The organism is Rhizobium sp. WYCCWR 11152 (genome assembly GCF_013087615.1).
Taxonomy (GTDB): domain Bacteria; phylum Pseudomonadota; class Alphaproteobacteria; order Rhizobiales; family Rhizobiaceae; genus Rhizobium; species Rhizobium indicum.
Window position 1 is genome coordinate 1 of record NZ_JABFCP010000014.1, and the last position, 11,698, is coordinate 11,698.

General features: G+C 58.6%; 11 protein-coding genes and 3 pseudogenes. 13 read left to right on the plus strand and 1 reads right to left on the minus strand.

Features of this window, described 5'->3' with window-relative positions; all coding sequences use genetic code 11:
• Positions 1 to 348 (minus strand): annotated as a pseudogene (locus G9X67_RS27070) (MFS transporter); the annotation flags it as partial.
• 244 nt (positions 349 to 592) lie between these two features.
• On the opposite strand from G9X67_RS27070, the gene G9X67_RS27075 reads away from it, so the two are divergent.
• From G9X67_RS27075 to G9X67_RS27130, 13 genes and pseudogenes are all read left to right on the plus strand, one after another.
• Positions 593 to 817: a hypothetical protein gene (locus tag G9X67_RS27075; protein WP_138334894.1), complete on the plus strand. Its 225-nt coding sequence runs from the start codon at positions 593 to 595 to the stop codon at positions 815 to 817.
• A 37-nt stretch (positions 818 to 854) separates the two neighbouring features.
• Entirely contained in the window at positions 855 to 1,061 is a 207-nt protein-coding gene (locus G9X67_RS27080) for a hypothetical protein (RefSeq protein WP_168344065.1), read from the plus strand.
• Positions 1,062 to 1,697: 636 nt separating this feature from the next.
• Entirely contained in the window at positions 1,698 to 1,943 is a 246-nt protein-coding gene (locus G9X67_RS27085) for a DUF982 domain-containing protein (RefSeq protein WP_138391234.1), read from the plus strand.
• A gap of 621 nt (positions 1,944 to 2,564) precedes the next feature.
• On the plus strand, positions 2,565 to 3,449 hold the full coding sequence (locus tag G9X67_RS27090; protein ID WP_138391236.1) for a DUF72 domain-containing protein: 885 nt from the start codon (positions 2,565 to 2,567) through the stop codon (positions 3,447 to 3,449).
• An 80-nt stretch (positions 3,450 to 3,529) separates the two neighbouring features.
• Positions 3,530 to 3,625 (plus strand): annotated as a pseudogene (locus tag G9X67_RS35145) (LysR family transcriptional regulator); the annotation flags it as partial.
• A 537-nt stretch (positions 3,626 to 4,162) separates the two neighbouring features.
• Positions 4,163 to 4,306 carry a hypothetical protein gene (locus G9X67_RS27095; protein WP_171600117.1) on the plus strand — a complete coding sequence of 48 codons (144 nt, stop codon included), beginning with the start codon at positions 4,163 to 4,165 and terminating at the stop codon, positions 4,304 to 4,306.
• 13 nt (positions 4,307 to 4,319) lie between these two features.
• Positions 4,320 to 4,577 (plus strand): hypothetical protein, encoded by a 258-nt coding sequence (locus tag G9X67_RS27100; protein WP_171600118.1) that lies wholly within the window; start codon positions 4,320 to 4,322, stop codon positions 4,575 to 4,577.
• A gap of 282 nt (positions 4,578 to 4,859) precedes the next feature.
• Positions 4,860 to 5,471 (plus strand): prolyl oligopeptidase family serine peptidase, encoded by a 612-nt coding sequence (locus tag G9X67_RS27105; RefSeq protein ID WP_138391238.1) that lies wholly within the window; start codon positions 4,860 to 4,862, stop codon positions 5,469 to 5,471.
• Between the two features lie 207 nt (positions 5,472 to 5,678).
• On the plus strand, positions 5,679 to 6,338 hold the full coding sequence (locus G9X67_RS27110) for an ABC transporter ATP-binding protein (RefSeq protein ID WP_138391239.1): 660 nt from the start codon (positions 5,679 to 5,681) through the stop codon (positions 6,336 to 6,338).
• Positions 6,335 to 8,737: an FtsX-like permease family protein gene (locus G9X67_RS27115; RefSeq protein WP_171600119.1), complete on the plus strand. Its 2,403-nt coding sequence runs from the start codon at positions 6,335 to 6,337 to the stop codon at positions 8,735 to 8,737. Before G9X67_RS27110 ends, G9X67_RS27115 begins: the two co-directional genes overlap by 4 nt.
• Positions 8,727 to 9,797 (plus strand): lipocalin-like domain-containing protein, encoded by a 1,071-nt coding sequence (locus G9X67_RS27120; RefSeq protein WP_138391241.1) that lies wholly within the window; start codon positions 8,727 to 8,729, stop codon positions 9,795 to 9,797. The genes G9X67_RS27115 and G9X67_RS27120 overlap by 11 nt, the downstream gene beginning before the upstream one ends.
• Positions 9,798 to 10,024: 227 nt before the next feature.
• Positions 10,025 to 11,049 (plus strand): annotated as a pseudogene (locus G9X67_RS27125) (adenylate/guanylate cyclase domain-containing protein); the annotation flags it as partial.
• Positions 11,050 to 11,216: 167 nt separating this feature from the next.
• The gene (locus G9X67_RS27130) at positions 11,217 to 11,603 is read left to right on the plus strand and encodes a response regulator (protein WP_171600120.1); all 387 of its coding nucleotides are present in this window, start codon (positions 11,217 to 11,219) and stop codon (positions 11,601 to 11,603) included.
• Positions 11,604 to 11,698 lie beyond the last annotated feature (95 nt).

Genomic DNA, 11,698 nt, shown 5'->3' on the forward strand with positions numbered 1-11,698 from the left:
CTCAACATTGAGATTGATCTCCAGCGCCCCGGCGAGCAGCCCCTCAACGAAGAGCACACAGAACACGACCGGCGCCGCACCGATCCACGGCACCAGCGACAGCAGCGCAGACGTGCCGAGAACAGTAATGAATGCCGTCGTACGCGCGCCGAGTCGGGCGATCAAGGGTGAAGATAAAGTCAACGAAATCAAGGCGCCGATCGCAGCCCCTATCAGCGTTAACCCAAGCTCGGACTTATTGACGCCAAGCGCAACCTGCAAATCCGGCATCCTCGACAGCAGCGCCCCCAGCGACACAGCGAAGAGAAAGAAGCAGGCATAGATCCGCTGCTGCGGCGCGATTTTCATGATGCAACTCCGGGGATTGACGCGTCGAAGCAGAACACGCGCGTATGGACCTGCGATGTCTATCTCACAGGGCCCAAGATCGAAACTTGTTCTGAGGGAATGCGTCGGAGAAAGTGATCTTGGGAACCGGCGCGATTTGCCTAGCGCGGTGACGTGCGCGTCCCGTTTGATCAAGCTTCGAGCTCGCCGTGGAACATATGCGCAGACCGACCGTTGCTCCGTTCGGTTTGAAGGGTTGTCTGAGATGCCAAATGAGCGTGCCAACCATGATGATGAGCTTCGCGACATTATCGATCAAAAACTGACCGCACTCATCCGGGAAATGGAAGATGCGGATTGGAGCGCCAAGGACGTTGCTTTGGCGATCAACGATGTCCTCAAAAGCAAATGGCTTGATCGGATGACGGCGCTACAAGACGCACGCGAAGCGGTTCCAAAAGGCTTCCTTTCAGACGGGAACGAAGGCTAGCGGTCGGTTTCCACGGCGTGAAAAAGGAAAAACTTTTATGGCTGCGACATTCCAGGTCATTGCCATCAGTTCGCTCGATCCGGATGGTAGCGACACCCGTAATGAGCCGATGCTCCTTTACCCCGATGCGCTGAAGACTGCACGGCAACTGAAATCTGAAGGCAAAGCGTTTCGGGTGATCGCTGAAGGTGACCACACGGAACAACAGCTGCGGTCCTTCCTGGAGCTCGGCGCGCTCGTGTAGTTCCCAATGGGGCTCGGTGCTCGAACGGACCTTGGACACGTTCCTCGGTTGGCCCAGCTAGTTTTAGCAAACGATCGCAAGATATTGGTCGTCGAGGACGATTTGATGAAGATCTTCTTCAGGTCTGAAAGCTCGTTTTTTTCATGTCATTCGTTCAGTCTGAAAAGCAGATATGTGCCACGGCTCATGGCGTCGATAATTCCATCGAGCTCACCGATGATATCAGTCATCGTTGAACCGGTCGCACCGTAGCCCTTGACATTGATCACGATGGCGGCCGGTTTCTATCGGGTACAGCGACCTCGCATTTCGCCGTTTCGTTATCGGCCTCGGTGAAGGTGCAGCGCGTCTGGTAGGTGTCTTCAAAACCTCTTTGACCATCGCCTCTGCGCAGTCCCAAGAGCATGCCATTCCCGCGTGCTTTTCGCGAAGCGCGCGCCGTTACGACTTCACTAAATGGCTGATCGGCATATCCGCTATCGAGGGGATGCGCGCTTCCTCTTGATAATCCCGCTCGATCATGACCCGCATGTATAGGTGGCGATCAACTGCGCCTATCAGACCAAGGTCCTAGTCTTGGAACGCCGTTCGCACTGGGGCATTTGTACAATCAGATTCATTTGGCAGGAGGCATCGATGCCGACGGAAATCTGGCAAACACCTATCGAGATCGCCGTCGCGGGCGGCGATCACTTCAAAAGCGTCCAAAACAGCCGCGAGGCCCTTGAGACCCTCATGACCTGCTGGCCCGAAAAAGGCGGGAGGTCGTTCGCCATTGCAAAACGCGCCTGCATGAAGTCGCTCAGCGGAGAAGCGGAGCATGCCGCGGCAGCGCGTGCCTTTCAGGAAGCGGCGATCGACGCTGGTATCCTCCGCTCTTAAAAATCGCGTAACAATTGCGCTGACGAGTTGGCTAAGGCACTCGATTTTGATCTCGAACGTCCCACAAGAGCGCTGAACTTGAACAAAAGCTTCGTCTTGCGATAACGCGTGGCCTGTCGGAACGAGGGAGGAGCTTAAACCCAGATACCCACTGTTAAAGCACGGAAGCGGGCGGGATGCGGATCGTAGAACTCCATCGTCCCGCCCTTACCTAGTTGTGCCCAAATGGAAAGCCTGCGCCGGTGCGCGGGCCAGCCCGGAAGCATGTTTAGCCTCAGTGGCTATTCTTATGGCTTTGCTGACCAGCCTTCACGTGCTTCTCATGCGAACCGCCTTGGGTGCCACGTGAATTGTCCTCGCGGCTCGTCGACGTCGATGACACAGATTTCGCGCCCTGGTTCTTATGGCTTTGCTGACCGCTGCTATGGTGGAACAAACAGCAGCCCTGAAAGTTTGCAGCCGAACTGAAGGGAGTGTTTTCGCTGGTCGGCTTCGCCAAGGAGACACTGCCGAGCCTCGAGACCCACCTTGGCCATGTCAACATGCTGATTGCCGAACAGTAAACCAGGGCAACATGTGTGACGTTGCAGGTAAAGTTGACGGCGGGACGGAGGGAATCAATTGGCGGAGCGCAATGCCGAAGAAATCGCAGCCCGCCGGGCACGCCGCGCGGAACGCCGGCAAAGGCAGCGCGATGCCAATGTCGATCGGTCCGCCAAAATGCATCAGGTCCGGATTGCCGATTCGCAGGTCAACAACCCGACCGAGGATCGACTGGGTGGCCGCATCCATATCGGGTGTTCGGGCTGGTACTATTGGCATTGGAAGGGGAAGTTCTATCCTGCGGATATCCCGTCGAACCAATATTTCCGGATCTATCAGGATCACTTCGAAACGGTAGAGCTCAACGCTCCATTTTATTCGTGGCCGACAATCGGAGCGGTGAAGACCTGGATCCGCCAGGCAGACCCAGGCTTCGTCTATACGATCAAGGTCTGCGAGCTGATAACCCATATCAAGCGGTTCGAGGACACGAAAAGTCTCATCGAGGATTTCGGCTATATCGCCGACCTTCTCGGCCCGCAGATGGGCTGCTTTCTCTTCCAGCTGCCGCCGAGCGTGCGCTACACTTCGGAAATGCTGCAATCCATTTTATCGCAGCTCGACCCGCGCCACAGGAACGTTGTCGAATTTCGCCACAAGAGTTGGTGGACTGACGAGGTCTTCGAAGCCTTTACAGCCGCTGGGGCGATCTTCTGCTCTTGCAGCGGCCCCCGGTTGCCGGATGAGCTTGTTCGGACTGCCGATGACATTTACGTTCGGTTCCACGGGACTAAGCAATGGTATCGCCACGATTACAGCGATGCGGAACTGCTCGTGTGGGTCGAGCGCATTCGGCAAAGCTCGGCGAAGACCGTGTGGGTCTACTTCAACAACGATCGCGACGGACATTCGATCAAGAATGCCAGCCGGTTGTCGGAGCTAATGAAGATACCAGCCACGTAGGGCGCCGCCGCCAGGATCAGGCGGTCTGCTTGGCCGCACCGGCTTCTAATCGACCATAGACAAGGGAACAGACCCTACTGAGGATCGGCCTGGTCACCTGGAACAAGGAGCATACGACCGCCTCGCGCGACGACATGATCGATATCGCACGGTCATTGGCGCGAACAGGCAGGTGAGGCGAGGAGGGGGACCGCGGCCGGGCAGGGTGAGGTGAGGGGCAGCGCGGGCGCCGCCTCATCCGGAACAGCTTGCCGGGGGCAGTCGGTCCCGGGTTCCGCTCGTTCCGAGCGGCGCTTTGCTAACCCTCCTGCGGCTGCCCTTTTAACCGGTCAAGCTGTGCGCGAACTGGCGCCGGCGCGGACGCGCCTTCGCCTGGTATGCTCATTGTTTGAAGAGGCTTGCCCTCGGCCCGAAGGAAGAATCTGCGCGGTTCATGAAGGGACTCTTCTAATTGAACTTGGCGTTCGAAAAAGCCGATCTCAAGTTCCTCGCCGCCATCATCCTCAGCCTTATCTTCAATCGGGACGCGCGGAGCGGTTGAGCCGGTGGTGCGGAGCGCGCAAGCTCCTTCTCTCATGCGGCCGGCCGATGGAACACGAAGGACTGTCTCCGCGCGTACCCAGAACAGCCTAAAGAGGCAACGTCTGCGACCGTACGCAACGATTCCGGAATCTCGAACGTTTCACCTTTTCCAATCAAAGGAGACAACTTCGTTGAAACGAAATTCTATCGATACCCGTAGCGACAAACGCTACCTGCGCCACACCACCAAGAGCCGCATCGAGAGGTCGCCCGGTGCCGGCCGGGTCTCTGTGCGCGGCGGAGGCGACTGCGGCGACCATCATGCAAAGCGCTGAGGAGGGGTGGTAGATGTCAGTCGTTGGCCCATTTTTTTATGAACTCCCCGCGGCGGAGCGACAAGCGATCCTCGAGCGGCTCGCTGTCACGCTTGAGCGGAATGCCAGGTGGGCCGCCGAGCAAGGTGACGATGCCCTCGAAATGGTGATGAGATCGGTGGGCACCGCTTTGCTGTCGGTAGCAGGCGATCTTGCGACGACCGACATCACGCTCGCGCAGGACGTGGCAGCCCGCGCAGTCAACCTCATCACGACGTTCCATTGCCGTTAGCCCGAATACCCGGTCGGGCCGACGCTACACTGATATGGCGGATCCGACGCCGGCGATGAAAGGGCCGCACCGTTTGTTGTTAGGACAGCTTAAGAGATTTGTCTGGCGTCGTACCTTCTCCCAGTCAGCTTGTGGGACGGGCGGGCGCACACCATCTAAGGTCCTTGCGCCTCATCGCGATGACGAACACGACTGCCCCTCTGGAAAGCCTCTGTGGTCGCGCGGGTGCTCCCGCAAGGTCGACTACCCTCGCGGCTTTCTCATCTTTGCGCCAGGACCTCAATGGCACCCTATGAACATCTCGTCATCTTCTTCCACGGAATCGGAGCTTCCGGCTCTCAGCTCATGCCGCTGGCGTCGTCGTGGCGGTCGTCGTTAGCAGATTTCCGCTTCATCGCGCCAGACGCACCTTTCCATCACGCCCGCGGCCACCAGTGGTTCAGCGTCGATGGTCTTCAGCTGCAGCCTGATCGTATTCGGGAGGTCCGCAAGGCTTTCGACGGGACAGTAGGCCAAGCGATCGCGACGGAAGGCTTCGACCTTGCCCACGAGCGTGTTGCATTCGTCGGCGTCTCCCAGGGAGCGATCGTCGCCCTCGACGCGGTTGCCTCCGGTCGTTGGCAGATCGGCGCGCTGGTTGCATTCGCCGGGCTACTTCCATCTGGACCGATTTCTTCGAGGGGCAGAGAAACACCTGTCCTCCTCGTTCACGGTGAGGCTGATCAGACCATACCAGCTTTCGCCTCCACGATGGCTGCGGCGCAGCTTGGTGCTGCAGGCTTCGGCGTCGAACTCGACGTCCAGCCTGGCGTCGGCCACACGATATCGCCAGAGGGGGCTCAAAAGGCGCTGACCTTTTTGCGAAAGACCTTCATGGCCAAGGCGGTGAAATGATCAGCACCCGAAGCCCGTTGCGCCTCGAAGTAGCTTGGTTCGGTCCACGTTTCAGGCTGAAATTGACCGCCTGTGGTGGCTAGTGATCAAGCAATGACAAGTAATCTCCGGTTTTGCGCTGTCGCACGGATCTTGCGATCCCTCTCGAAAGTTCTTAGGTCACTCGAGGTCTTTGCATTCCGCAAACTCCGTGTTCGAGAGACCGACATGATCCTCACCCTCGCAGGCGTTAGAAAGTCCTATTCCACTGCGGAGAGCCCGATCGAAATCCTGAAGGGCGTTGATCTGGAAGTCGCTGCGGGCGAAAGTGTTGCGCTAACCGGAGAGTCCGGCAGTGGCAAAAGCACATTGCTGCATCTGGCAGGCGGGCTCGACCGTGCCGACAGCGGCTCGGTCGTGATGGATGGCAGCGATCTGGCGCTATTTGCAGAAAACGAACGAGCTCGATACCGGAGAACGAGGGTCGGCCTGGTTTTTCAACAGTTTAACCTCATCCCATCACTGAGCGTCGCAGCCAACATCTCGTTCCACGCCAAGCTTGCAAACCGGTACGACCACGCTTGGGAAAAGCAGTTGATCGAGAAATTGGGGCTGGAGGGGTGCACCGCCCGATATCCCGAGCAGCTTTCCGGAGGGCAACAGCAGCGCGTTGCAATCGGGCGAACCTTGGCTGCTCGACCTCCTCTCATCCTTGCGGACGAGCCAACGGGCAACCTGGATGAGCAGACAGGCGATGCGGTCCTCGATCTGATGCTCAGCCTAGCCCGGACAGTGGGATCGGCTCTGCTTCTCGTCACTCACTCCACTAGGCTTGCAGCTCGTCTGGACCGAACGGTGGTCCTTCGCGGTGGGAAGATTGCCGAATGAACGTCGTTGCATTCGCAGCCCTGCTGTCACACTGGCGTCGGAGACCTCTCCAGCTTCTGACGCTGGTCATGGGGATCGCGCTTGCGACGGCTCTCTGGTCTGGCGTTCAGGCTATTAACGCCGAGGCGAGGGCGAACTATACCCGGGCGGCTTCGGTTCTGGAGCAAGGCAACCTCCGGCAGATCGTCACCAGGGACGGTGATGGCATAGCTAGTGAGCTCTATGGCAGCCTGCGTCGAGCGGGTTTGAATGTTTCGCCCGTGATCGAAGGCAGCTACCGTTTCGCAAGCACCAGGATCAGATTGGTCGGCATCGAGCCTCTGACGATGCCAACGGACACCGAGACCATCGCCAGCGGTTCAGACCTAACCGGATTCTTTTCAGCCCGCGGACAGTTGCTCGTGTCGAGCGCGACTGCCGAGCGTCTACGCGGCAGCACGGATATGACCGTCAAGATAGCTGGCAATGTTCCCGACGGCGCCGCTTTCGTCGACATATCGGTCGCTGACAGGTTGCTCGAAAAGGACGGGAAGATCGACCGTCTGGTGGTCGCAGCCGATCAGAAGATCACCACGGAAGCTCTCGACCGGATTGTGCCCGGGCTGACGATACGAGAAGCGGCTGATCAACCAGACGTCGCTCGCCTCACAGACAGCTTTCACCTCAACTTGACGGCTTTCGGGTTCCTTTCGTTCATCGTGGGACTCTTCATCGTGTATTCGGCCACGGGCCTGACCTTCGAACAGCGTCGAGGCACTTTTCGTACACTCAGATCGCTTGGTATCTCGCTTCGAGCATTGACCACTATGCTCCTGATCGAGCTTTCGATGCTGGCGCTGATATCCGGCTTGATCGGCGTCATACTCGGCTACGTCATTGCATGGCTCCTGATGCCGGGTGTCGCCGCGACCCTCAGGGGCCTCTACGGCGCCAATGTGTCAGGCTCGCTATCCATTCGGCCGGAGTGGTGGCTGGCTGGACTGGCGATTGCTCTTGGAGGAACCGCTGTCTCGTCAGCTCAGAGCCTGTGGCGGGTCTGGAAGCTGCCGATTTTGGACGCCGCCCAGCCGCGAGCGTGGGCAAGAGAGTCGGCCAGATCGCTTGCCTTTCAAGCCGGAACGGGTGGAATTCTGCTGATCTTGGCGGCTATCCTGGCGACTACTGCGTCCGGGCTGGCGGCGGGTTTTGCGGTACTTGGCTGCCTGCTTCTTGGAACAGTTCTGATGCTGCCTGGACTTCTTGCCGTCATCCTGACCAAAGCGCAGCAATTGGCACGGAGCGCCCTCATGGAATGGTTCTGGGCCGACACCCGCATACAGCTTCCCGGCCTGTCGCTGGTTTTGATGGCGCTGCTCCTGGCATTGTCGGCGAACATCGGCGTTGGCACGATGGTATCCAGTTTCCGGCTGACGTTCATCGGATGGCTCGATCAACGCCTGGCCGCCGAGCTTTACGTTACTGCCAAGGATGAGGCGGAAGCTGCGCGGCTTAGGGTTTGGCTTCCGCAACGCTCGAGAGCGCTCTTGCCCATCTGGAGCGTGGACGGCAAGGTGCTTGGCGAACAGATCCAGATCTTTGGTGTCGCGGACGATTCGACCTACCGGGAGCACTGGCCCTTGATCGCTTCAGCCAATGACGTTTGGGATAAGATCGCTGCCGGTCAGGGCGCTCTGATCAATGAACAGATGTGGCGTCGCGGCGAAGCCAAGATCGGCCAGCCGTTGGTCATGCCTGGAGGCTGGAGCGCAACCGTGGTCGGCGTGTACTCGGACTATGGGAACCCGAATGGGCAAATGATCGTTGGGATCAATACCCTGGTCAATCATTACCCCGATGTCCAGAAACTTCGCTACGGTGTCCGAGTTGCTCCCGAGCATGCCCAGGATCTCAAGCGTCAGTTGGTCGAGGAGTTTGGCCTTTCGGGTAGCGCGATTGTTGACCAGGCTTCGCTTAAGCGGCAATCGAGAGCCATCTTCGATCAGACATTCAAGGTGACGGGCGCATTGAAGGTCTTCACCCTTGCTGTGGCAGGATTTGCGATGTTCTCAAGCCTCCTGACGCTGTCTGGTATTCGGCTTCCACAGCTCGCGCCGGTGTGGGCAATGGGTGTACGGCGACGGGATCTAGCGCTCTACGAAGTTGTCCGGACACTTGCACTCTGGTTGGCAACATTTGTGGCTGCGATCCCGGTCGGTCTTGCCCTGGCATGGGTCCTGCTTGCGATCGTGAACGTGGAGGCCTTTGGTTGGCGACTGCCATTGATGGTGTTTCCAATGGATTGGCTTTGGCTGGGAACAATCGCTCTCGTCGCTGCATTGCTGTCGGTGCTGGTGCCGGTCCGGCGTTTGGCCTCCATCAATCCTGTGGACCTGCTGAGGGTTTTCGCCAATGAACGGTAGAAAGTCGGCCTCTGTCCTGATAGCGGCGGCTATGATCTGCGCGAGCGGTCAGACATTTGCGCAAGGCTTCGCCGGATTGGGATCGGATGCGCAAGGTTTTGCGATCCCTGCGCGGGGCTCTGTTCTTTCTTTCCCCGCCGATCACGGCGCTCATCCTGATTATCGCATTGAGTGGTGGTATGTGACCGCCAATCTCAAAGATGGGGATGGCAAGCAATATGGAGCGCAGTGGACGCTCTTTCGCTCTGCGCTGGCTCCGGGAGACAAGGCAGGTTTCGCGGATCCGCAGATCTGGATCGGGCACGCAGCGATCACCACTCAAGGCCATCAGTATGTTGCAGAGCGCTTGGGACGGGGAGGTGTCGGGCAGGCGGGCGTTGCCGCAACGCCTTTTCGGGCTTGGATAGACGACTGGCGGATGGAGGAAAGCGAGCGATCCGGCTTGGACGCCCTTGGCAACCTTTCAGTCTCTGCGGGCGGGCCGAACTTCAGCTACAACTTAGACCTCAAGGCCGACGGCCCACTCGTTCTTCAGGGAGACAACGGATTTTCCGTGAAGTCGGCGAACGGACAGGCGAGCCACTATTACTCACAGCCTTTTTATGAGGTGGCGGGAACGATCACGACGTTCGGAGCGCCCGTTAAGGTCACCGGCAAAGCATGGCTGGATCGGGAGTGGTCGTCGCAGCCGCTTGCGTCCAATCAGACGGGCTGGGACTGGTTCTCACTGCATCTGAATTCCGGCGATAAGCTGATGGCTTTTCGCCTTCGTGATGACAAGGACGGGTTCATCTCCGCGAATTGGATATCCGCGGACGGACAGACGACACCTCTGTCGAAAGACGACATTCACCTGGAGCCGACGCGGGAGGCAACGGTCGATGGGCGCCGGATGCCGGTAGAGTGGCGTATACGCGTGCCGGGTAAGTCACTTGATATTACGACGAAGCCGCTGAACGAGCAGTCCTGGATGGCGACCTCTACTCCTTATTGGGAGGGGCCGATTAACTTCGTAGGCTCCACCTCAGGTGTCGGATATCTTGAAATGACCGGCTATTAGCTGCTACGTCTCATATGTAGGTAACAGCTCCTCCGTCGAACGGTAAGGGCCGGCTAGGCTGGGCATCGCCGCATCGGAGAAGTCTGAACGTCAATGGCGGCCTCTACGGGGTGGTTGCAAACGGCCTGCATTCGGTGGCAAAAACCGCCGTTCTCACTATGTAATGTCTTGCTGAACGCGCGCATATTTGCGCAACGATATTGCTCGCCGCAGGAGTGGTCACCGCTGTGGATCGAAAGCTTGCAGCCATCCTTTCCACCGATGTTGCCGGCTTCAGCCGCCTTACGGCGCTGGATGAGGAGAGCACGGTCCGTGCACTTAATTTGTGCCACAGTCGGATAGCCGAGTTGGTGCGTGAGCATGGTGGCCGTATCTTCGGCAGCGCAGGTGACGGCCTTGTCCCGCAGTTCCCGAGTGCTGTCCAGGCGGTCCGGTGCGCGGTTGACATCCAGCGCAGCGTGTTCAGCCTCTCGAAAGACCTCCCGATCGATCGGCGCTTGAAATTTCGCATCGGCGTCAATCTTGGTGATGTGGTTGTGTCAGGCAACGATCTGCCAGGCGATGGCGTCAACATCGCGGCGCGCTTGCAGGAGATGGCCGCCCCATCCGGCATCTGCATATCCGGGTCGGTACGCGAACATCTCGACGGTAAGGTGCCGTTCACGCTGACCAGCCTTGGCGAGCGGGCCTTGAAGAACATCCCGAGGCCGATTTCTGTGTTTCGGGTCGACTGGCCGCAAGCGACGCCTGAGGGGCTTGACGTGGGATCCGGGCCATCACTTGCGACCCGCTTTGGCAGGGACCAGCCGTCGATCGTGGTCATGCCCTTCGACAACCTGAGCGGTCAGGGCGATGGGTACTTCGTGGACGGCGTCGTGGAGGAAATCACCGCCGCCCTCTCCCGTGTTCGGGATTTCTTTGTGATCGCCCGCCAGTCCGCGTTCACCTACAAGGGACGTTTCGTCGACGCGTGCGTGACGTTGGCAGGGAACTTGGAGTGACTTACGTGGTCGAAGGGACTGTTCGCCGGGGAGGGGATCGGCTGCGTATCTCCGTGCAACTGGTCGATGCCGAGATGCGGACCCAGCTTTGGTCCGAGCGTTATGAGGGCGCGACTGAGGACATCTTCGAGTTTCAGGACAGGATCGCGGCGCAGGTCGCGGGCGCAATCCATCCAGCCATTCGCACCGCGGAAATCGAGCTGTCGAAGCGCAAGCCGCCCAGCAGTCTGCGCGCCTATGACCTCGTCATGGAGACCACAGCAGCTAGCTGCCAGACGCAAAAATCACCCTATGCGCAGCTCCAAACCAGTAGCCAATAATTCAGATTTTATTAAACATGTAAGCGGATCCTAAAACGAGGGCAACACTCCCGCGTCGAGCCGCGTTAGGCGATCACATACATTGGGAATTGAAACTCATGGCCGTTATCCTCGTCGTCGAAGACGAGCCGCTAATCCGCTTTCTCCTGTTGGACGAACTCGTGGATGCGGGTCATACGGTCATCGAAGCCGCCAGCGCTTTGGAAGCCGTCGCAGCGCTTGGGAGATGCGATCATTTGGACGGCATGATTACCGATGTCGACATGCCCGGGGGCTTGAGTGGACTTGACCTGATGAGGTTGGTGACATCCACGAGACCCGCGACGAGCGTATGGGTCGTATCGGGCCGCGATGTCCGCTCAGAGATCGATCCCGGCGTCTTTGTCTTGCCCAAGCCATACGACTACCGCGAACTGGTTTATCTTGTCTCCGAACGCCCTCACGCAAAACAAGTCCTCGCGACAGACCAGCAGCGAACCGGCTGAAAGTCTTGAAGGGAGTTCCTCGCCACGGGATGTCATTCCTCCTCATCGATGAGAGGCAAGGATTGCGACCGCGCCTCATATCGCGGTTGTTCAAA